This window comes from Streptomyces zingiberis, assembly GCF_012034935.1.
GTDB classification, from domain to species: Bacteria; Actinomycetota; Actinomycetes; order Streptomycetales; family Streptomycetaceae; genus Streptomyces; species Streptomyces zingiberis.
In genome coordinates this window covers 36,879-57,902 of record NZ_JAATEN010000012.1, presented here as the reverse complement: position 1 = coordinate 57,902, position 21,024 = coordinate 36,879, and the positions used below count along the sequence as shown (strand labels likewise).

The 21,024-nt window shown below is 77.1% G+C and carries 15 protein-coding genes and 1 riboswitch; of the genes, 6 read left to right on the top strand and 9 right to left on the bottom strand.

Annotated elements, in window-relative coordinates:
* Nucleotides 1-92 precede the first annotated feature (92 nt).
* From cobO to HCK00_RS16570, 6 genes are all read right to left on the bottom strand, one after another.
* On the bottom strand, nt 93-689 hold the full coding sequence (gene cobO, locus HCK00_RS16595; RefSeq protein ID WP_168102747.1) for a cob(I)yrinic acid a,c-diamide adenosyltransferase: 597 nt from the start codon (nt 687-689) through the stop codon (nt 93-95).
* On the bottom strand, nt 689-3,067 hold the full coding sequence (locus HCK00_RS16590; RefSeq protein ID WP_168102746.1) for a putative cobaltochelatase: 2,379 nt from the start codon (nt 3,065-3,067) through the stop codon (nt 689-691). Before HCK00_RS16590 ends, cobO begins: the two co-directional genes overlap by 1 nt.
* A gap of 354 nt (nt 3,068-3,421) precedes the next feature.
* A complete protein-coding gene (locus HCK00_RS16585; RefSeq protein WP_168102745.1) occupies nt 3,422-5,131 on the bottom strand; it encodes a cobyric acid synthase in 1,710 nt (569 codons plus the stop codon).
* Nucleotides 5,128-6,129 (bottom strand): cobalamin biosynthesis protein, encoded by a 1,002-nt coding sequence (locus tag HCK00_RS16580; RefSeq protein WP_375781972.1) that lies wholly within the window; start codon nt 6,127-6,129, stop codon nt 5,128-5,130. The genes HCK00_RS16585 and HCK00_RS16580 overlap by 4 nt, the downstream gene beginning before the upstream one ends.
* Before the next feature lie 306 nt (nt 6,130-6,435).
* A riboswitch (cobalamin riboswitch) is annotated at nt 6,436-6,564 on the bottom strand.
* 387 nt (nt 6,565-6,951) lie between these two features.
* On the bottom strand, nt 6,952-7,212 hold the full coding sequence (locus HCK00_RS16575; RefSeq protein WP_168102743.1) for a hypothetical protein: 261 nt from the start codon (nt 7,210-7,212) through the stop codon (nt 6,952-6,954).
* Between the two features lie 55 nt (nt 7,213-7,267).
* Entirely contained in the window at nt 7,268-8,554 is a 1,287-nt protein-coding gene (locus HCK00_RS16570) for an inorganic phosphate transporter (protein ID WP_168102742.1), read from the bottom strand.
* A gap of 416 nt (nt 8,555-8,970) precedes the next feature.
* On the opposite strand from HCK00_RS16570, the gene HCK00_RS16565 reads away from it, so the two are divergent.
* The 6 genes from HCK00_RS16565 (at nt 8,971) to HCK00_RS16540 (ending at nt 16,740) form a co-directional block, all read left to right on the top strand.
* Nucleotides 8,971-9,654, top strand: coding sequence for a class II aldolase/adducin family protein (locus HCK00_RS16565; protein WP_168102741.1), 684 nt, complete (start codon nt 8,971-8,973; stop codon nt 9,652-9,654).
* 245 nt (nt 9,655-9,899) lie between these two features.
* The gene (locus HCK00_RS16560) at nt 9,900-11,024 is read left to right on the top strand and encodes an alpha/beta hydrolase (RefSeq protein WP_168102740.1); all 1,125 of its coding nucleotides are present in this window, start codon (nt 9,900-9,902) and stop codon (nt 11,022-11,024) included.
* Nucleotides 11,025-11,244: 220 nt separating this feature from the next.
* On the top strand, nt 11,245-12,726 hold the full coding sequence (locus HCK00_RS16555) for a hypothetical protein (RefSeq protein WP_168102739.1): 1,482 nt from the start codon (nt 11,245-11,247) through the stop codon (nt 12,724-12,726).
* 653 nt (nt 12,727-13,379) lie between these two features.
* The gene (abc-f, locus tag HCK00_RS16550) at nt 13,380-14,978 is read left to right on the top strand and encodes a ribosomal protection-like ABC-F family protein (RefSeq protein WP_168102738.1); all 1,599 of its coding nucleotides are present in this window, start codon (nt 13,380-13,382) and stop codon (nt 14,976-14,978) included.
* A gap of 567 nt (nt 14,979-15,545) precedes the next feature.
* Nucleotides 15,546-15,764 (top strand): helix-turn-helix domain-containing protein, encoded by a 219-nt coding sequence (locus HCK00_RS16545; protein ID WP_311765354.1) that lies wholly within the window; start codon nt 15,546-15,548, stop codon nt 15,762-15,764.
* A gap of 193 nt (nt 15,765-15,957) precedes the next feature.
* Nucleotides 15,958-16,740, top strand: coding sequence for an enoyl-CoA hydratase/isomerase family protein (locus HCK00_RS16540; protein ID WP_168102736.1), 783 nt, complete (start codon nt 15,958-15,960; stop codon nt 16,738-16,740).
* Nucleotides 16,741-17,232: 492 nt separating this feature from the next.
* Here HCK00_RS16540 and HCK00_RS16535 read toward each other — a convergent pair whose 3' ends face one another.
* The 3 genes from HCK00_RS16535 to HCK00_RS16525 all read right to left on the bottom strand — a co-directional run bounded on the left by HCK00_RS16535 (nt 17,233) and on the right by HCK00_RS16525 (nt 20,902).
* The gene (locus HCK00_RS16535; RefSeq protein ID WP_168102735.1) at nt 17,233-17,988 is read right to left on the bottom strand and encodes an SDR family oxidoreductase; all 756 of its coding nucleotides are present in this window, start codon (nt 17,986-17,988) and stop codon (nt 17,233-17,235) included.
* Between the two features lie 124 nt (nt 17,989-18,112).
* Nucleotides 18,113-19,939 carry a glycoside hydrolase family 15 protein gene (locus tag HCK00_RS16530; RefSeq protein WP_168102734.1) on the bottom strand — a complete coding sequence of 609 codons (1,827 nt, stop codon included), beginning with the start codon at nt 19,937-19,939 and terminating at the stop codon, nt 18,113-18,115.
* Between the two features lie 174 nt (nt 19,940-20,113).
* Nucleotides 20,114-20,902: an SURF1 family cytochrome oxidase biogenesis protein gene (locus HCK00_RS16525; RefSeq protein WP_168102733.1), complete on the bottom strand. Its 789-nt coding sequence runs from the start codon at nt 20,900-20,902 to the stop codon at nt 20,114-20,116.
* Nucleotides 20,903-21,024: the final 122 nt, after the last annotated feature.

Below are 21,024 nucleotides of genomic sequence, written 5' to 3'. Positions count from 1 at the left end.
TCCGGACGCCCGGTCCGTCCCGGTACTCCCGGGTGTCCCGGTGCGGCTCCCGTGCCCGCCGGCCGGGCCCGGGCCGGGCCGGGGCGCGCGGTTCACCATTCGATGCCCCGCTGGCCCTTCCGGCCCGCGTCCATCGGGTGCTTCACCTTGGTCATCTCCGTGACCAGATCGGCCGCGTCGAGGAGTTCGCGGGGCGCGTTCCGGCCGGTGATCACGACATGCTGGGTGCCCGGCCGGTCCCGCAGCACCGAGACGACCTCGCCGGTGTCGATCCATCCCCAGTGGAGCGGATAGGCGAACTCGTCGAGCACGTACAGCCGGTGGGTCTCGGCGGCCAGATCCCGTTTGACCTGCTCCCAGCCCTCGCGGGCCGCCTCCTCGCTCGACTCCGGGGCGCGCTGGATCCAGGACCAGCCCTCACCCATCTTGTGCCAGGTGACGCTGCCGCCCTCGCCCGAGTCGCCCAGGACGCGCAGCGCCCGCTCCTCGCCGACCCGCCACTTCGCGGACTTGACGAACTGGAACACCCCGATCGGCCAGCCCTGGTTCCAGGCCCGCAGCGCCGTCCCGAAGGCGGCGGTGGACTTCCCCTTGCCGGTGCCGGTGTGCACCATCAGCAGCGGGCGGTGGCGGCGCTGACGGGTCGTCAGGCCGTCCTCGGGCACGGTCTCCGGCTTTCCCCGGGGCATCAGGCGGCCCTCCTCGTGCGATGGCTCCCCGGCCTCGCCGGCGGTGCCGGGGGGACCGGTGGGGCGGTGCCCGGCGCGCCGGCCGCGCCCCGCGCGCCCCGGCTGCTCCCGGCCCCGCGGACCTCCTGGACCAGTCCGGCCACGCTCTCCGCGCGCAACTCGTCCAGGGTCACGGCGGGCCCGCCCAGCCGGGCGGCGAGGACGCCGGCCAGCCCGAGCCGCACCGGACCGGTCTCGCAGTCCACCACCACCGAGGCGACCCCGTCGGAGGCGAGCAGGCCCGCGGCCCGCTCCACCGGGGTGAGCGGATCGTCCGCGCGCCGCGCTCCCGCGCCCGGTGCCCCGGACGCGCCCCGCGCGGCCGTGGCCCGGCCGTCCGTCACGACGACCAGCAGCGGCCGCCGGGACGGATCGCGCAGCCGCTCCACCCGCAGCACGTCCCGGGCCCGCAGCAGCCCGGCGGCCAGCGGGGTGCGGCCCCCCGTCGGCAGCGATCCCAGCCGGGCGGCGGCGGCCTCCACCGACGAGGTCGGCGGCAGGGCCAGCTCCGCCCCCGCGCCGCGGAAGGTGATCAGCCCCACCTTGTCGCGCCGCTGGTAGGCGTCGAGTAGCAGGGAGAGCACGGCGCCCTTCACCGCGCCCATGCGCCGCCGCGCCGCCATCGAACCGGAGGCGTCCACCAGGAACAGCACCAGATTGCCCTCCCGGCCCTCGCGCACCGCCTCGCGCAGATCCTCACGCCGCACCAGCAGCCCGCGGCCGGAGCGTCCCCGGGCGCGCTGGTGCGGGGCGGCGGCCCGTACGGTCGCCGGGAGGTGCAGCGCCCGCAGGGCGCCCCGGGGCCGCCGGGCGCCGGTGGTGCGCCCCTGGCGGGTGAGGGCGCGCGAACGCCGGCCGGCCGCCCCCTCGCCGAGACCGGGGACGCTCAGCACCCGGGTGCGGAAGGGCTCACCGGCCCGGACCGGGCTCTGCTCGGGGCCGCCGGGGCCCTCGGGACCGCCGGTACCGGGACGGTCCTCGGCGGAGCCGCCGGCGTTCGGGCCGCCGGGGGCGGAGGTGCCGGGCGCCGGCTCCGCGGCGTTCTTGCCGTCCTCACCGTCCTCGCCGTCCGCCCCGCCGGCCCCGTCGGCCCGGTCCGGGTCGCGGCCGGCACCGTCCGCCTCCGGCCGGCCGGCCGGGTTCCCGGCACCGTCCGCTCCGGTGCCGTCGCGCGGGCCGGCCGAACCGTCCGGGCGGTCCGCGGCGTCCGCGCCCGTGCCGCCGTCGCCGCCGGGCCCGCCGTCCTCCGGTGGTGGTCCGCCGGGTCCCTCCGGGCCGCCGTCACCCGGGCCGGGGTCCGGCCCGTCGTCCTCGCCGGCCTCCGCGAGCGCCCGGTCGAGGGTGTCCTCGTCCAGCCCCGGGGCGTCGAACGGATTGCGCCGCCGCCGGTGCGGCAGCGCCAGCAGCGCGGCCCGCCGCACGTCCTCCTCACGTACCTCGGTGCGGCCGGCCCAGGCGGCCAGGGCGGCCGCGGTCCGGGCCATCACGATGTCGGCGCGCATCCCGTCCACCTCGAACGCCGCGCACACCGTCGCGATCCGCCGCAGGGTCCGGTCGTCCAGCTCCACCGACGGCAGCAGGGCGCGCGCCGCGGCTATCCGCCCGCGCAGCGCCGCCTCCTCGGGCGCCCAGCGCGCGGCGAAGGCCGCCGGGTCGGCGTCATGGGCGAGCCGCCGCCGGACGACCTCCACCCGCCGCGCCGGCTCCCGTGCCGCGGCGACCTCCACCGTCAGCCCGAACCGGTCCAGCAACTGCGGGCGCAGCTCGCCCTCCTCCGGGTTCATCGTGCCGACCAGCAGGAAGCGCGCCGCGTGCCGCACGGAGACCCCCTCGCGCTCCACGTAGGAGGCGCCCATGGCGGCCGCGTCCAGCAGCAGATCCACCAGGTGGTCGTGGAGGAGGTTGACCTCGTCGACGTAGAGCACACCCCGGTGCGCCTCGGCGAGCAGCCCCGGCTCGTACGCCTTCTTCCCCTCGGCCAGGGCGCGTTCCAGGTCGAGCGCGCCGACCAGGCGGTCCTCCGAGGCGCCGACGGGCAGCTCGACCATCCGGGCCGGGCGCTCCGACCCCGGCCCGGCGGTGTGCGGGCCGTCGGGGCAGGCGGGGTCCGGGGCCTGCGGATCGCAGGAGAACCGGCAGCCCGGCACCACGGGCACCGGTGGCAGCAGCGCGGCCAGCGCGCGGACGGCCGTCGACTTGGCGGTGCCCTTCTCGCCGCGGACGAGCACGCCGCCCACGGCCGGGGAGACCGCGTTCAGCAGCAGGCCCAGCCGCAGGTCGTCCATGCCGACGACGGCCGTGAACGGATAGGGGTGAACGGTGCCGGCGATATCACTCATGGGTGCCCTCCGGGGGAGCCCTCGGGAATCGGTCACAGGACGGTCAGGCAGGTCGGCCGGGTCAGGCCGGGTCAGGCCGGGCCGGGCGGTTCAGCCGGGCCGGGGCAGTTCGGACAGGTGTTCCAGGCGGCCCGGCGGACCGGGCCGTGGGCCGGCACGGTGCGGTGCGTGGGGCCGTCCGGGACGGAGCCACGCGGCCGGTACGGGCCCCTGGGCGCCGCCCGGTGCGGTGGAGACGCTCTCGCGGGACCGGACCGCCCGGGTGGCTCCGGGGGCCGGACGGCGGCGCGCGGCCTGTCGCGCGGCCCCCTCCGCCCGGCCGGTCCGCGCCCGCTCGGCGCGCGCACCGTGCCGCTACCCGGCCCCGGCCTCCTCCGGCACGCCCGGCGGGACGAACGGCAGCCCCGGCGGCGCCCCCCGCTCGATCAGCCGCAGCAGCCCCTCGGTGTCGGCGTGTTCCTCGATCAGATCGCCGAGCCGGTCGAGCTGTTCCTCACGGAGCGCGCCGAAGGCGGTGTCCGGGGCGGGTACGAAGCGGCGTCCGGCCTCCCGCGCCACCTGGCGGAGGAAGGCGCGGCGGAACCCGTCGCTCTCCAGCGAGCCGTGCCAGTGGGTGCCCCGTACGGAGCCCACCCGGCAGCCGTCCAGCGGGGCGCCGCCTTCGCCGGTGATGAACGGCTCGCCGCCGGTCACGGTGGCCACCCCGTGGTGGATCTCGTACCCCGACACCGGCTCGCCCAGGGCCGTGCCCTCCGGCCGCCCCAGGGTCTTCTCCCGCGCGAACCGCACCCGCAGGGGCAGCAGCCCCAGCCCGTCCACCGTCCCGGCGCGGGACTCCACCTCGTCCTCCACGCACGCGCCGAGCATCTGGTAGCCGCCGCAGATGCCGAGCACGGGGCGGCCCTCCGCGGCCCGGCGCGCCACCGCGTCGGCGAGCCCGCGCTCCCGCAGCCAGCGCAGCGCGTGGACGGTGCCGCGGGTGCCCGGCAGGATCACCAGATCGGCGTCGGCCAGTTCCTCGGGCCGGTCGGCGAAGCGCACCAGGACGCCCGGCTCGGCGGCGAGCGCGTCGAGGTCGGTGAAGTTCGACATCAGGGGGACGGCCGCCACCGTCACCCGCAGCACCTCCTCGCCGTGCGGCGGCGCGACGTCCGGCTCGCGCACCGCGCCGCGCAGCGAGAGGCGCAGCCCGTCCTCCTCGTCGATGCCCAGTCCCCGCGCGAACGGCAGGACGCCCAGCACGGGCCGGCCCGTCAGCCCCCGCAGCGCCGCCAGACCCGGCTCCAGCAGGGTGGCGTCGCCCCGGAACTTGTTCACCACATAGCCGGCGACGAGCGCCTGGTCCGCGCGGCTCAGCAGGGCGGTGGTGCCGAAGAAGGAGGCGAAGACCCCGCCCCGGTCGATGTCGCCGACCAGCACCACCGGCAGCCCGGCCGCCCGGGCCAGGCCCATGTTGACGATGTCGTGCCGGCGCAGGTTGATCTCCGCCGGGGAGCCCGCGCCCTCGCAGATCACCGCGTCGTGGCGGGCCCGGAGCTGCTCGTAGCAGTCCAGGACGGTCGGCAGCAGGGCCTCGCGCCGGCCGGCCGCGCGGGCGCCGTCGGCACCTCCTTCGGCGCCGCCCGCGCCGCCGTCGGCGCCCGCCGCGCCGGGGGCGGTGCCGGGACCGAAGTAGCCCCGGGCGCTCAGCTCACCCACCGGCCGGCCGAGCAGCACCACCTGGCTGCTCCGGTCCCCGCCCGGCTTGAGCAGGACCGGGTTCATCAGAGCGGAGGGCGTCACCCGCGCCGCCTGCGCCTGCATGGCCTGCGCGCGGCCGATCTCGGCGCCCTCCGGGGTCACGAAGGAGTTCAGCGACATGTTCTGCGCCTTGAAGGGGGCCACCGAGATCCCGCGCCGGGCCAGCCAGCGGCAGATGCCCGCCGTGACGACGCTCTTGCCCGCGTCGGACGTGGTCCCGGCGACCAGCAGGCCGCCGCCGCGGGGTGCCCGGCCCGCCCGGCGCGGCCGGGCCGGCCCGGCCGGCCGGGTGCCGCCGTGGCCGTGGAACGTGCCGTCGTTCATCGGGTCCCCTCTCCGTTCGCCCGGAGGCGGCTCAAGCCGCTCCGGCCGGCCCGCAGCGTTCCGTACGCCAGCCGTCCGCCCGCGCACACCACCAGCGCCAGCGTTCCCACCCGGCGCGACAGGCGCACCGCCCGCTCGATGTCTGCCACCTCCGGCGGCCGGCCCGCCGCGCCCAGCACCGGCCGGTGCTCCGTCCGCCCCCCGTAGGAGAGCGGGCCGCCCAGCCGTACGCCCAGCGCGCCGGCGAACGCGGCCTCCACCGGGCCCGCGTTGGGGCTGGGATGGCGGCGGGCGTCGGCCCGCAGCACCCGCCACGCCCCGGCCGGGTCCGGTCCGGCGAGCACGGCGAGCGCGGCGGTGAGCCGGGCACCGGGGAGCCCCGCCAGGTCGTCCAGGCGCGCCGCGGCCCAGCCGAACCGGAGCAGCCGCGGCGAACGGTGGCCCACCATCGCGTCCAGCGTGTTGACGGCACGGAACCCGGCCGACCCGGGCACGCCCGCCAGCGCGCCCCACACCAGGGCCCCCACCACCGCGTCGGAGGTGTTCTCGGCGACCGACTCCACCACCGCGCGGGCCAGCCCGCGCTCGTCCAGCTCGCGCGGGTCGCGCCCGCAGAGCCGGGGAAGCAGCCGCCGCGCGCCCGCCACGTCCCCGGCGGCCAGGGCTCCGCCGACGGCGCGCGCCTCCCGCGCCAGGGAGGTACCGCCGAGCGCGGCCCAGGTGGTGGCGGCGGTCAGCGCGGCGGTCGCGGCGGGGGAGCGGCGGGCGGCGCGGCCGAGGCCGGCGGCGCCCGCCGTCACCCCGCCCGCGCAGAGGAGGGTGAACAGCGCCCCGGCGCCCCGGTGGTCGCGCCACAGCCGGCGCTCGGCGGCCCCGGCGGCCCGCCCGAAGGCAGCGACCGGGTGGCCGCGCCGGGGGTCGGCGAGGAGCAGGTCGGCGAGGTGGCCGAGGACGGTGCCGGCGGCCACGGCCGCGTGGACGGACCGGGCGGACGGCACCGGGCGCGCCGGTCGCGTGGCCCCGGGGGGTGCGCCGGTGCGGGAGGGGCGAGGCAGACGGAGAAGGCGCGGGGGGCGTGCCGTGGGTCCGGGGTGTCCGGCGCGCATCGGCTCAGCCCGCCGTCACGCCTCGGCGGTACGGCGGCGGAGGAGCGCCCCCGGCCGGCCGCGGCGGGCCGCCGGGCTCCCGGCGGGCGGCGGCCACGGCGAGGGGCCACGGGGGACGGCAGGGGGTACGGCGGCAGCCGGGCATCGCGCATGTCCTCACTCAGGGTCCGCGCCCTGGTTCGACGTCACCGGCGGTGAGAGTCTCCTGGCTCCCGGATCGACGCGGACCCCGGTCTTCCAGCCCGTCGGAACAGGCCGTGACCCAAGCGTGGGGTGCGCTCCCCGGTGACAGTGGCGGGACCGCGCCGGATTCACACCGGCTTCCTCTCCTGCCGCCGTTCGGCCCCGGCAGTCCACCACGCCCGCGAACGCCCGTCAACTCGTCCGTGACCTGCGGCGGGCCGGGGGCGAGGCGCTGTCCGGGACCGTGTACCCGGACCCCGGGCCCGGCCGCCGCCGGAATCCGCCCGGAGGCGGGCGCGCCCGGGCCGGGGCCGGTGCGGCACGGCGCGCCCGGCGGGATCCGGCGCCTCGCCGCGCGCCTTCCGCACGGTGGGCGGCTGCCCCGGCGGCCGGCTCCCCTCCGCCCGGGCGGGGTGTCCGGCGGCCGTTCGCGGGTGCCGCGGTGATCCTTCGGCGCCCGCCCCCGGGAACGCGTCCGGGGTGCCTCCCGCCGTGCGGAAGGCACCCCGGACCGCCGGACGGCGGGTGACGTCAGGCGACGATCAGGTAGATGCCGTAGGCCACGAACGCCGCGCAGAGGGCGAAGCAGGCGTAGGCGCCGGAGCGGGCCAGGGCGCTCGGGGCCGAGGCCGCCGTGGCACCGGTGGTGCCCGTGCCGGTGGCGTCCCCGGCCGCGGGGCTCCGCCGCGCCGAGGTGCCGACGATGCCCAGGGTGAAGACCCCGACGATGGTGATGGTCGCCACGAGGCTGACCCCGGAGACCTGGCCGAGCGCTGCCCAGTCGATGTTCACGCGGTGTGCTCCTTTCCCGGTTTCCCGGTTTCCCGGGTCCCGGATTCCCGGACGGTCAGACGGTGGTGGGCTGCTGGTCCGGCCGGCGGGAGGACTCCTGCCGCGGCGCGGGGATCCCCTCGCCGGACGCCGCCAGGGCGGCTTCGGTGGGCGGCGGTGAGACGGACAGCACCGCGTCGGCGAGCACGCCCGTGTCCGCCGGGGTCGCGGCGCCGCCGGCGCCGTCCCCACTGTCGGCGCTGTTGACGTCGTTGACGTTGCTGTGGTCGACCTTCTCGTGCCGCGAGCGCACCCAGATCCAGGCGCTGGCCGCGATCGCGGCCAGCGCGACCGCCGTGACACCCCAGGTGCCCTGGCCCGCCAGCAGGGCCGACAGCCCGCCGACGAGGCCCGCCGCCGGCAGGGTCAGGCCCCAGGCGACGAACATCCGGGTGGCGGTGGACCAGCGCACCACGCCGCCCTTGCGGCCCAGGCCGGAGCCCATGATCGCGCCGGAGCAGACCTGTGTGGTGGAGAGGCCGAAGCCCAGGTGGGAGGAGGCGAGGATGACGGTCGCCGCACCGGTCTGGGCGGAGAAGCCCTGCGGCGGGCTGATGTCGGTGAGGCCCTTGCCCATGGTGCGGATGATGCGCCAGCCGCCGAGGTACGTGCCGAGCGCGATGGCGATGCCCGCGGAGGCGATGACCCAGAAGGGCGGGCCGGCGTCGGGTGCCAGCACCCCGCCGGTGATCAGCGCGAGGGTCATCACACCCATGGTCTTCTGGGCGTCGTTGGTGCCGTGCGCCAGGGAGACCAGCGCGGCCGAGGCGATCTGCCCCGAGCGGTAGCCCTTGGCCGTGTCCCGCTCGTCGCGTCCCCGGGCCAGCCGGTAGGTGAGCCGGGTGGCCGCCAGTGCGGCGAGCCCCGCCACCAGCGGCGCCGCGACGGCCGGGAGGAGCACCTTGGTCATCACCACGTCGGCGTGGATGGCGCCGGTGCCGGCGGAGAAGAGGGTGGCCCCGATCAGCCCGCCGTACAGGGCGTGGGAGGAGCTGGAGGGCAGGCCCACCAGCCAGGTCAGCAGATTCCACATGATCGCGCCGACCAGCCCGGCGAAGATCACTTCGGGCCGGATGCCGCTCTCGTCGACGATGCCGCCGGAGATGGTCTTGGCCACCTCGACCGAGAGGAAGGCGCCGACCAGGTTCAGCACGGCCGACATGGCCACCGCGGCCTTCGGCTTCATCGCGCCGGTGGAGATGGTGGTCGCCATCGCGTTGGCGGTGTCGTGGAAGCCGTTCGTGAAGTCGAACACCAAGGCCGTGATGATCACGATCCCGATGAGAAGCGTGATGTGTTCCATTCACCCAGGCAATCGTTCGGGGGCCAGAGACACGGTGACCGTAGGGACGCTCAGTGAACGGAAGATGAACTGAAGTGGGCGTCCAGGTGTGATTGCGCGCGGGGTTCCGGGGCAGGCGAATTCTTCCCGCCGTAGGGCGGAGAGGGGCGATTCGGTTTCATCCGGGCGCGGGTGGGTGAGGAATCGCTGAACACGGCCCCATCCAGGGGTGAACGGGGACGGTGGAGGCCCCCGCGGCGGCACGGTGACCGGCGCCGCGGGGGCCCGGGGTCGTCACCCACGGTGAGGATCCGGGTGCGGGGCCGGACCACGGCCGGACTCTGGCAGGATCACGCGGGAGGCGGGCCGTGACCGCCCGCGGCCCCGGGACGCGCGGGGAGCCCGGCGGAAGCCCGATGGAGACCGGGAGGGACCCGATGACGACCCCTGACACGCCGCTCCCCGGCGAGCTCGCCACCGCCTGGGAGGCGCTGGTGGCCACCGCCCGGCGCAGCGCGGACGACGGACTGGTCGTCGGAACCTCCGGCAACGTCTCGGTGCGGCTCGGGGACACCGTCCTCGTCACCCCCAGCGCGGTGCCGTACCACCGGCTCGGCCCCGGCGACGCGGTCGGCGTCGGGCTCGACGGGCACCGGCGCCTCGGCCGGCTGCGGCCCACCAGCGAACTCCCGCTCCACCTCGCCGTCTACCGGGCCACCGGTGCCGCCGCGATCGTGCACACGCACGCGGTGCACGCCACGGCCGTCTCCACCCTCGTCACCGAGGTGCCGCTCGTCCACTACGCGGCGGCGCTCCTCGGCGGGCCGGTCCGGGTGGCGCCCTACGCGCTGTACGGCAGCGAGGAACTGGCCCGCCACACGGTGGAGGCGCTCCGCGACCGCACCGGCTGCCTGCTGCGCAACCACGGCACGATCACCTATGGCGACAGCCTCGACCAGGCGTACGAGCGCACCGCGCAGCTGGAGTGGCTCTGCCGGGTCTGGCTGGCCGCGCGCTCCGTGCCCGGCCCCGGCCCCGCCCTGCTCACGCCCGACGACCTGAACGCCGTCTCCGAACAGCTCCGCGACCACGGACCGGGCGCCCCCGGCTCCCGCGCCTGACCCCTCCCGTCCTCCGTCCGTCTCCGTCCGTCTCCGTCCGTCTCATCCACCCCCGGCCGGCGGCTCCGGCCGGTACGCGCCATCCACCGCCGCGCCATCCCGACCCGATCCCGATCCCGACCCCGCCCCCGGGACCCCGCCCCCGACCCCGATCCCGGCCGGAGATCCGGCCGGAACGCGCCGGGCAGCCGCCCGCTCGCGTCCGGCACTGGCCGACCGGCCACCTGACCAGCAGACTGGGACCGATGCGACCTCGTACAGCGGCGGCCCTCGCCGCCACCACGCTCCTCGGCGCCGGGACGGCCGCGGTGGCCGCCGGACGGCACGCCTGCGACGCCGCCCTGGTGCCCGCCCGGCCCCTGCCGAGCGACCCCCGGCTGACCGTGCACGCCACCACGGCCGACACGGTGACCCTCACCCGCAGTCTCGCCACCCTCCGCCCGGGCACCTACGGCCTGGCCGGCAACGGGGTGCACGCGGTCGTCGGCCCGGTGGTGGACGACCCCGACTGCCCGCCCGACTCGGTGGTGCGCCGCCTGGAGCGGGTGGTCCACGGCGGCCTGCGGCACGGCACCAAGGTCTACCTCACCCCCCAGGTCCACATCGGCGACCCGGACCGCGCGCTCGGCCTGGAGTACGAGGACGTCGAGATCCCCGGCGAACTCGGCCCGCTGCCCGCGTGGTTCCTCCCCGGCGCCCGCTCCACCTGGGTGATCACGGCACACGGTCTGGGCACCACCCGGGAACACCCCATGGTCGTGCTGCCCTTCCTCACCGGCCAGGGCCTCCCCGTGCTCGACCTCGCCTACCGGGGCGACCCGGGAGCCCCCCGCTCCCCGGACGGCACGGGCCACCTCGGCGACACCGAGTGGCGCGACCTGGACGCGGCCATCCGCTACGCCGTCCACCGGGGCGCGGAGCGCGTGGTGCTGCACGGCTGGTCCACAGGGGCCGCTATGGCCGTGCACGCCGTGGCCAACTCGCCGCTGCGGGACCGGGTCGGCGGGATGGTGCTCGACTCGCCCGTGCTGGACTGGCACACCACGGTCCGGGCCCTCGCCGCCGCGCAGGGCACCCCCCGGGCGCTGCTCCCGCTGGTGGTCCGCGCCGCGGAGGGCCGGGCCGGTCTCGGGGCGTACAGCCTGGCCGAGGCGTCGGCCCCGTCCCGGGTCCGGGTGCCCACCCTCGTCGTGCACGGCCCGGACGACCGGCTCGCGCCCTGGGACGCCTCCCGGCTGCTCGCCGAGCGCCGTCCCGACCTCGTCACCCTGCACCCCGTCCACGACGCCCCGCACGGCTGCATGTGGAACGCCGATCCGGAACGGTACGAGGAGGCGCTGCGCCGCTTCCTGACCCCGCTGATGTCCTGACCTGGCACCCCGTGTCCTGACCCGGCGCCCGGCGGCGGGCGGCCCGGCCTGCCGCCCGCGGGCCCGGCCGCCGTCACCGGGTGAGGGGCCCGGCGCCCGGTCCTCCGGAGGCGGGGGCGCCCCCGGGCCCCGCCGCCTCCGGCTCTCTCCCCGCCCGTCCCACCGCGGGGGAGAAGGGGCCCGATTGGGCTTTCGGGCCGTCACCCGGGACACTGCTCCCGTGACGTCCCGTACTCCGCGCGACTCCCGGCTCCATCTCGTCCCCAAGCAGCGACCGATCACCGCCGCCCGCCGGGCGGTGACGACCCGTCGCAAACGGCAGGGTCCACCGGCCTGGGGCGCCTCCGCCCCCCAGCCGCCCGCCGGCACCCCCGGCCCGGCGGAACTGGCGCGTCACGCCCGGGAGACCCTCGCCGGGGCGGTGCGGATCGCCCGCTGGGCGGAGGACGCCGGGCGCGGCGGCACCCGGCTCGGCCCCGACGGCTCCGGCGCGCTCTCCGGGGAGGCCGCCGAACGGGCCGCCGCGGACCTGGGGCTGACGCCGCACGGGGCGCGCGCCGCCTGGGACCGGGCCCGTCTCGCCGGTCTCGTCGAACTCCACGACGGCGTGGCCCGTCCCGGCTGGCGGCTGGCGGCCTGGGACCGCGACGACACCGCGGCGCTGCGCGGCTGGGTCGCCCTCTTCGACGCCTGGTCCATCGTCCATCCGGCGCCCGCGGCCTTCGCGCCGGCCGTGGTCGCCGAGGTGGTCGAGGCCGTGCCGCAGGTGCTGGCCGTCCTCCAGCTCTCGGCCGGCCCCGAGTCGCCGGAGGTCCTCGGGGACATCCTGCACCAGCGCGTCGCCGAGCTCCGCACGGGCCGCTGCGAGGTGCCCTACGCCGGCACCGGGGCGCCCGCCGCCCCCGCCCCGTCCGGCGACGGGGGCACCCCCGCCGCGGCGCCCGCGGGCGACGCCGCGGGTGACGCGCCCGGCGGAGGGCCGCCCGCCACCCCGCTCCTGCCCTGGGCGCTCGACGGCCTGGCCGCCGTGGGCGCGCTCACCCTGGACGACGGGCAGGTCACGCTCACCCCGCTCGGCAACTGGGCGGTCTGGGTCAAGCTGGAGCAGATCTGCGTGGCCGCCCAGAGCCCGGCCGGCAACATCGAGCAGTCCGCCGCCGCCATGCTCCGCGGCTGCGCCGACCTCACCCCCGGGCCGGCCCGCGCGGAGTACCGCGCCTGGCTCGCGGCCCGCCCGGCCGGCAGCGCCGTCCAGGAGCTGCTGGAGGTGGCGCGCGGCGAGGACGCCCTGCTGCGCGGGCTCGCCTTCGAGGCGCTCCGTGTCGCCGGCGCCCCCGCCGAGCCGGCCGTCCGGGCCGTCACCGACGAGCCCTGCCTGCGCCCCTACGCGCTGCTGTGGCTGGCCGAGCACGAGGGCGGCGACCCGGAGGACACCCCGGACGTGCTCACCCGGGAGGAGGCCACCTGGCTCTGGGTGGACACCGCCGCGGCGGTCGCCGACCACGGCGAGGGCCAGCTCCTCGTCCGGCACCTGGAGTCCGCGGTGCAGAGCACGGTGCCCGCGCTGCTGCGGGAGGTCCGCTCCGTCGGTCATCCGCGGACGGTCCAGGTACTGGTCGCCCTCGCCGCCGCCCACCCCGACCCGGCACTGGCCAAGGCCGTCCGCCGGGCCGCCTTCCAGGTGCACACGGGCGGCGGCTGATCCACCCCGGTCCGGCGCCGCCCGGGCCGGCCCTCTCTGCCCGGTCGGCCCCGGGCGGGGCGTCATCCGCGCCCGCCCGGAGGCCGCGACGGCCGGGCGGGCCGGAGACCCCCGGAGCCGTGGGCCGGACGGCACCCGGCCCGGGCCCCTCGCGGGCCCGGCGGGACCCGCGACCGCGGAGAGCCACCCGGGGGCGCGCGGACGTCCACGCGGTGGAGCGGAGGAACCGCCCGGCGCCGTACGGCCGCACCGGCGGCAGGGGCCCGTGGCCGGGGCGGACCACCCGTCACGGCGGCCACCGCGGCGGCCGCCGGGGCCACGGGGGATGCCGCGGCGACCGTCCCCCACCGCCCCTCCGCACGGCCCGGGCGTGCGCACCGCCCCGGCCGTACGGGACCGCGTGCCTCCGGCCACACCGGTCCGCAGGCCTCCGTCCCGGCCGGTCCGCACGCCCCCGGACGGGGCGGGAAATCCGTGTGACGCGCACCGTTAGACTGACCCGCATGGCACCCCTCCTCGCGCATTAGAACGCTCCGGACGGCGCCGGCCGCGCCGGTACGCGGCCCCGTGGTGGATCCGTGACGCCCCCGGCCCCGCACACCGTCCGCCCCCCGACGTCCGCCTGTCCTCCGCCTGGAGCCTGGAGCCTTTCGATGATCACCGCCACCGGCCTTGAGCTGCGCGCCGGCGCCCGCCTGCTGCTGGAGTCCGCCTCCTTCCGCGTCGCCCGCGGCGACCGCATCGGCCTGGTCGGCCGCAACGGCGCGGGCAAGACCACGCTGACCAAGGTCCTCGCCGGCGAGGGCGTCCCCGCCGCCGGCACCGTCACCCGCTCCGGCGAGGTCGGCTACCTGCCGCAGGACCCCCGCACCGGCGACCTCGACGTGCTCGCCCGTGACCGCGTCCTCTCCGCCCGCGGCCTGGACACCGTGATCCGCCGGATGCGCGAGAACGAGGAGCGGATGTCCACCGGCCAGGGCGCCACCCGCGACCGGGCGATGAAGAAGTACGAGCGGCTGGAGACGGAGTTCCTCACCAAGGGCGGTTACGCCGCCGAGGCCGAGGCCGCCACCATCGCCGCCAGCCTGGGCCTGCCGGACCGCGTCCTCGGCCAGCCGCTGCACACCCTCTCCGGCGGCCAGCGCCGCCGCGTCGAACTGGCCCGGATCCTCTTCTCCGACTCCGACGTGCTGCTGCTGGACGAGCCCACCAACCACCTCGACGCCGACTCGATCGTCTGGCTGCGGGACTACCTGAAGACCTACGCCGGCGGCTTCATCGTGATCTCCCACGACGTCCAGCTCGTCGAGACGGTCGTCAACAAGGTCTTCTACCTGGACGCCAACCGCTCGCGCATCGACGTCTACAACATGGGCTGGAAGCAGTACCAGACCCAGCGCGAGGCCGACGAGCGGCGCCGCAAGCGGGAGCGCGCCAACGCCGAGAAGAAAGCCGCGGCGCTCAACAGCCAGGCGGACAAGATGCGCGCCAAGGCCACCAAGACGGTCGCCGCGCAGAACATGGCCCGCCGCGCGGAGAAGCTGCTCGCCGGGCTGGAGGCCGAGCGCGCCTCCGACAAGGTCGCCAAGCTGCGCTTCCCCGACCCGGCGCCGTGCGGCCGGACCCCGCTCACCGCGGAGGGGCTCTCCAAGTCCTACGGCTCGCTGGAGATCTTCACCGATGTCGACCTGGCCATCGACAAGGGGTCGCGCGTCGTGATCCTCGGCCTCAACGGCGCCGGGAAGACGACGCTGCTGCGGCTGCTCGCGGGCGTGGAGAAGCCCGACACGGGCGCGGTGACCCCGGGCCACGGGCTGAAGCTCGGCTACTACGCGCAGGAGCACGAGACGCTCGACCCGGACCGCACGGTCCTGGAGAACATGCGCTCGGCCGCTCCGGACCTGGACCTGGTCTCGGTGCGCAAGACCCTCGGCTCGTTCCTCTTCTCCGGCGACGACGTCGACAAGCCCGCCGGGGTCCTCTCCGGCGGTGAGAAGACCCGGCTGGCCCTGGCCACCCTCGTGGTCTCCTCGGCCAACGTGCTCCTGCTCGACGAGCCGACCAACAACCTCGACCCGGCCAGCCGCGAGGAGATCCTGGGCGCGCTGCGCTCCTTCACCGGCGCGGTGGTCCTGGTGACCCATGACGAGGGCGCCGTGGACGCCCTCCAGCCGGAGCGGATCATCCTGCTGCCCGACGGGGTCGAGGACCTGTGGGGCGACGAGTACGCGGACCTGGTCGCCCTGGCCTGACGGCTGCCCGGCCCGCACCGCCCCGCCGCTCGCCCGGGGCCCGTCCCCGGCACACCGCCCGGGAACGGGCCCCGCCGCCGCGTGCGGTGGGGCCCGGGACGGCGTGCGGACGGCGGGGGACCGCACGCCGGGCGGGGGACGGAACCCGGCGCCCCGCCCTCCGCCCGGGACGCGCCCCCTGCCCGGATGCCTGTTCCCGATGCCCGTTCGCCGCCCGTGGGTCGATCCCGCCCCGTCCCTTGATCGGCCTGGGATTGGATCATTCGGTCTACAGCTGATCCATCATCTGTGTGAGTCGGTGTCGTACCCCGGTGCGTCTCGCTCCCGCGCGCCGGGCCCCGTGACAGCTCCGGCACGCTGCCCCGCCCATCGGCTCTGACCTGCCTCTTCGTCCCCCAGGCTGGAGAACGCGGGAGAAAACGGAATACGGATTTCGCCGTTCCGGGCATTTCGGTACCGCGTACCGGGGCCAAGGATGTCGGGTGGACCTTGCCGAACGGGTGGCCAGGAAGCCCGGTAGGGGTGATCATGAGAAGTCCAGAGGGCACTTCCCCTGAGGAGGCACGGGTGGCCGAGACTCTGAAGAAGGGCAGCCGGGTGACCGGCTCCGCGCGCGAGAAGCTCGCGGCTGACCTGAAGAAGAAGTACGACTCCGGTGCGAGCATCCGGGCGCTGGCCGAGGAAACCGGCCGCTCCTACGGCTTCGTCCACCGGATGCTCAGTGAGTCGGGGGTGACCCTGCGCGGCCGAGGCGGGGCCACGCGCGGCAAGAAGGCCCCGGCCTGACACCTCCGTCCCGTTCGGGAGCGCCGCTCCCCTGGGAAGGGCTCGTGACCACCCGGTGGCCCCGATGGCCGACCGGGTGGTTACTGTGCAGTAATCCTGTGGCCCACCCGGCCGCCGTACCGCCGCGCCCCCGGGCGTGGCCCGGCCGCCGGACGGGCCCGCCGAATCACTGCGGCCCACTCCGGAGGCACCCATGACCCTGCTGGACCGGGACGGCGTACGGCTCGCCCTCGACGACGAGGGTTCCGTCGCCACCCTGACCCTCACCCGTCCCGGCAAGCGCAACGCCCAGGACTTCGCCCTGTGGCGGGCCCTGGCCGAGGCCGGGCGCATCCTGCCGGGCAGCGTCCGGGTCGTCCTGGTGCGCGGTGAGGGCCCCTCCTTCTCGGCGGGCCTGGACCGGCGCGCCTTCACCCCGGAGGGGTTCGAGGGTGAGCCCTCCTTCAGGGAGTTCGCGGCCCGTGCGGACGCCGGGGACGCCGCCATCGCCTCCTTCCAGGAGGCGTTCACCTGGCTGCGCCGGAACGACCTGCTGAGCGTCGCCGCCGTGCAGGGGCACGCCATCGGTGCCGGCTTCCAGCTCGCCCTCGCCTGTGACCTGCGGATCTGTGCCGACGACGCACGGTTCGCCATGCGCGAGACGAGCCTGGGGCTGGTGCCGGACCTCACCGGTACCCACCCGCTCGTCGGCCTCGTCGGCTACGCCCGGGCCCTGGAGATCTGCGTCACCGGGCGGTATGTGCACGCCGAGGAGGCCGAGCGCACCGGGCTCGCCAATCTCGTGGTCCCCGCCGCCGAACTGGACGCCGCGGCCCGCGATCTGGCGGCGGCGGTGCTGGCCGCGCCGCGGGACGCCGTGATCGAGACCAAGGCGCTGCTGCGCGGGGCCGCGGGCCGCACCCTGGAGGAGCAGCTCGCGGCGGAGCGCGCCGCGCAGGGCCGCCGCCTGCGCGACCTGGCGGGCCTGACGGACTGAGGCGGCACGGGACGGGAGCCGCCTTGGCCGCTCCCGTCCCGTGCCGCCGCGCCACCGCCCTGAGGCCACGGTCCCGCCCCGCCGCCCCGCGCATCCCGTACGGCCACCTGCCCCGGTGGCCGTACGGGACCGGTCCGCCGCGTCGTGGCGGGGCTTCCCCTGCGGGGCCGGGACGGCGTGCGCGGCCGGGCGCGGGGCGAGCTGAGCCCGGCGGGCCGGTGCGGGCTCCGTCCGGCGGGATCCACCCCCCGCACGGACTCCCCGCACGGGCCCCCCGCACGGACCGTCCCCCGTGCGCCGGGACCGCCCGGCCCGGGCCCGCCGCGTGCGCGGGAGATCCGGCCACCCCGGTGGCCGATCCCGCCGGACGGACGGTCGGGCGCCCGGCCTCACCGGCGGGGCGGGCACCCCCGTTCCGGCGCCCGGGCCACGGGGCCCTGCCCGGCGCCGGTCACCCGCCCTCCCCGCGGCTTCCGGCGCGGGCGGACCGGTTCAGAAACCGCGCCGGAAGCCGCCGTCCACCGGGATCATCACCCCGGTGACGTAGGAGGCGGCGGGGGAGAGGAGGAAGGCCGCCACCCGGCCGAACTCCTCCGGGGCGCCGTAGCGGCCGAGCGGGATCGCGGCCTCGTTGCGGGCCCGGGCCGCCTCGGGGTCGCCGGAGAGGGCGTCGAGCTCGCGGATCCGGTCGGTGCCGATCCGCGAGGGAAGCAGCCCGAGGACCCGGATGCCGCGCGGTCCCAGCTCCACGGAGAGGGACTTGGCGAACCCGGCCAGCCCCGGGCGGAGCCCGTTGGAGATGGCCAGCCCCGGGATCGGTTCGTGCACGGAGCCGGAGAGCACCAGCCCGATCACGCCGCCCTCGCCCAGCTCCGCCGCCGCCGTCCGGGCCAGCCGTACGGCGCCGAGGAAGACGGACTCGAACGCGGACCGCCACTGCTCATCGGTGTTGTCCACCCCGGAACCGGCCGGCGGCCCGCCGACGCTCACCAGCACCCCGTCGAAGCGGCCGAAGCGCTCGCGGGCGGTGGCGATCAGCCGGGCCGCGGCCTCCGGGTCCGCGTTGTCCGCCGCGACCCCCACCGCGTTCGGGCCCAGCCCGGCGGCGGCGTCGGCGACGGCCCGGCCGTCCCGCGAGCCGAGCACGACCCGCGCGCCCTCGGCGACGAGTTCGCGGGCGGTGGCGAGGCCGAGGCCCCGGGAGCCGCCGGTGACGACGTACACACGGTCGTTCAATCCAAGATCCATGGCCCTATCGTCCCCCACCCGCCCCGGTGGTGTACTTCCGCACCCCTTCCGGCGGTGCGGGCGTCCGCCCCGGCGCTGTGACGCCCGCCCCTTCCGGGACCGCCGGCCCTGCACCCTCCCGGCGCTACGATCCCCCGTCCCCGCCCCGTGGGGCCTCGCCGTCCCGCGCGGACAGGGCCAGGGCCGTGTTCACCAGACCCACATGGCTGAACGCCTGCGGGTAGTTGCCGAGTTGACGGCCGGCCACCGGGTCCCACTGCTCGGCCAGCAGGCCGAGGTCGCTGCGGAGGTCCAGCAGCCGCTCGAAGAGGTCCCGGGCCTCGGCCCGGCGCCCGGTGGCCAGCAGCGCGTCGGCCAGCCAGAAGGAGCAGACGAGGAACGCGCCCTCGCCGCCCGGCAGCCCGTCCTCCCCGTAGCCGGGGTCGTAGCGGCGGATCAGGCCGCCGTGGTCCAGTTCGCGGCGGACCGCGTCCACCGTGCCCACCACGCGCGGGTCGGAGGCCGGCAGGAACCCGGTCTCCGGGATCAGCAGGGTGGCCGCGTCCAGCCCGCGCGAGCCGTAGTACTGGGTGAAGGTGTTGCGGTCGGGGTCGTAGCCGTTCTCGCAGACCTCACGGTGCACCTCCGCCCGCATGGCCCGCCAGCGCGCCGTGTCCCCGGGCAGCTCCGGGTGCGCCGCCACGGTCCGCACCGCCCGGTCGGCCGCGGTCCAGGCCATCACCTTGGAGTGGACGAAGTGGCGGCGCGGGCCGCGCACCTCCCACAGCCCCTCGTCCGGCTCACGCCAGCCGCCGCCCTCCAGGAAGTCCATCAGCGCCCGCTGGAACTCCCAGGCGTCCTCCTCCTGGGGCAGACCGCGACGGCGGGCCACGTGCAGGGTGTCCAGCACCTGCCCGTAGACGTCGAGCTGGAGCTGCTCCACGGCGGCGTTGCCGATCCGCACCGGCTGCGAGCCCTCGTACCCCTTGAGCCAGGGCGCCTCGAACTCGGTGAGCCGCCGCTCTCCCGCTATCCCGTACATGATCTGGAGATCGCCGGGGGAGCCGGCGACGGCGCGCAGCAGCCAGTCCCGCCAGGCCGCGGCCTCGGCCAGGTAACCGCCGCTGACCAGGGCGTTCAGCGTGAGCGCGGCGTCCCGCAGCCAGCAGTAGCGGTAGTCCCAGTTGCGTACCCCGCCGATCTCCTCGGGGAGGGAGGTGGTGGTGGCCGCGACGATCCCGCCGGTCGGGGCGTAGGTGAGCGCCTTCAGGGTGATCAGGGAACGGAGCACGGCCTGGCGCCACGGGCCCCGGTAGGTGCAGCGGGCGGCCCACTCCTGCCAGTCGGCCACGGAGTGGGCCAGCGCCTCATAGGGGTCGATCGCGCGCGGCCGCGGCTCGTGGGAGGGGTGCCAGGTCAGCACGGAGGCGACGCGCTCGCCGGCGGCGACGGTGAAGTCGGCCCGGGTGATCGGGTCCCCCTCCGCCCCGGCCCGGGCCCACCGGACGCCCTCGCCGCGCAGCCACACGGAGTCCGGGCCGGCGACGGCGATGTGGTGGCCGTCCTCCCGGCGCTCCCAGGGCACGATGCCACCGAAGTCGAAGCGGAGCCGGATGTCCGTGCGCATGTCCACCCGGCCGGAGAGACCTTCCACGATGCGCACCACGTCCGGGGCGCGGTCGCGCTGCGGCATGAAGTCGGTGACGCGCACGCTGCCCTCTGGGGTCTCCCAGACGGTGTCCAGGACGAGGCTCTCCCCGCGGTAGGAGCGCGAGACGCGGGCGGCGCCGCGCTCGGCGGCCCGGGGCGCGAGCCGCCAGTGGCCGTTCCCCTCGTCGCCCAGGAGCGCGGCGAAGCAGGCGCCCGAGTCGAAGCGGGGCAGGCAGAGCCAGTCGATGGAGCCGTCGAGGCCGACGAGGGCGGCCGTCTGGAGGTCCCCGATGAGGGCGTAGTCCTCGATGCGTCCCGGCACGTTCGCTTCCCCGATCCCGTTTCCCGATCCCGTTTCCCGATCCCGTCCGCCGCGGGCCCGGCGGGCTCCGCGGTCTGCTTCCTGCCTACCCCGGCGGCGGGCGCGGACGCGGGGGCGTCCGGCGGAGACCGGTGCGGGGAGACAGGCCGGAGCGATCAGGGCCCGGGGCGCGGGTCAGGAGGGGACGGGCACCGCTTCGTCCCGCTCCGCGACGGCCACCCCGCGGCGCCGGTCGGCCAGCTCGCGGCGGAGCAGGACCACCCAGCCGACCGGGACCCCGGCGGCGAACAGCCACCACTGCACGGCGTAGGCCATGTTCACGCCGATGGAGTCGTGGTCCGGCGCTGGGACCGGCGCCGGGCTCTCCGCGGCCGGCTCCACCAGCTCGACGTAGCCGCCCAGCACGCGGCGGTCCAGCCGTTCGGCCTGCTGGGCGCTGTTGATCAGCATGTACTGCCGCTCCGGCAGCCCCTGCTTGTCCTTGATGCCGCTGGCCTCGGTGGTCTCGTCGCCCATGAGCCGGCCGGTGACGGTGACCTGGCCGGCGGGCGGGGCCGGGGCCTCGGGGAAGGCGTGGAGATCGTTGCCCCCGCGGATCCAGCCGCGGTTGACGAGGACGGCGCGGCCGTCGTCGAGGAGGAACGGGGTGAGGACGAAGTAGCCGATGCGGTCGCCGTCCGGCGCGGTGCGCTGCCGGATCACGACCTCGTCCGCGGTGTCGAAGGTGCCGGTGGCCGTCACGCTCCGCCAGTAGTCGTCCTTCTCCACCCGGTGCCCCGGTGCGGTGAGGGAGGTCACGGGGACCGGTTCGGCCGAGAGGTTCCGCTCGACCAGCGTGTTGTGCGCGACCCGGGCCTCGTGCCGGTGGAGCTGCCAGAAACCCAGCCGCACCATCACGGGGATCAGGAGCAGCGCCACGAGGGTGAGGCTCACCCACTGCCGGGTCAACAGGAAGCGGTACACCCCATGACGGTACCTCCCGGCCGGACGGCCCCGGGCCGCCGGGGGCGGTCAGGGGCGCGGTCGTGGGTGGCCGGGGGCGGCGGTGGGCGGCGGTGGGCGGCTGTAGGAGGCGGGCGCCGGGC

Bases quoted from the DNA above. Each gene is read 5' to 3' on its own strand.
- cobO (WP_168102747.1), bottom strand. From the start codon at position 689: ATGCCCCGGGGAAAGCCGGAGACCGTGCCCGAGGACGGCCTGACGACC.
- HCK00_RS16590 (WP_168102746.1), bottom strand. From the start codon at position 3,067: ATGAGTGATATCGCCGGCACCGTTCACCCCTATCCGTTCACGGCCGTC.
- HCK00_RS16585 (WP_168102745.1), bottom strand. From the start codon at position 5,131: ATGAACGACGGCACGTTCCACGGCCACGGCGGCACCCGGCCGGCCGGG.
- HCK00_RS16570 (WP_168102742.1), bottom strand. From the start codon at position 8,554: ATGGAACACATCACGCTTCTCATCGGGATCGTGATCATCACGGCCTTG.
- HCK00_RS16565 (WP_168102741.1), top strand. From the start codon at position 8,971: ATGACGACCCCTGACACGCCGCTCCCCGGCGAGCTCGCCACCGCCTGG.
- HCK00_RS16560 (WP_168102740.1), top strand. From the start codon at position 9,900: ATGCGACCTCGTACAGCGGCGGCCCTCGCCGCCACCACGCTCCTCGGC.
- abc-f (WP_168102738.1), top strand. From the start codon at position 13,380: ATGATCACCGCCACCGGCCTTGAGCTGCGCGCCGGCGCCCGCCTGCTG.
- HCK00_RS16540 (WP_168102736.1), top strand. From the start codon at position 15,958: ATGACCCTGCTGGACCGGGACGGCGTACGGCTCGCCCTCGACGACGAG.
- HCK00_RS16535 (WP_168102735.1), bottom strand. From the start codon at position 17,988: ATGGATCTTGGATTGAACGACCGTGTGTACGTCGTCACCGGCGGCTCC.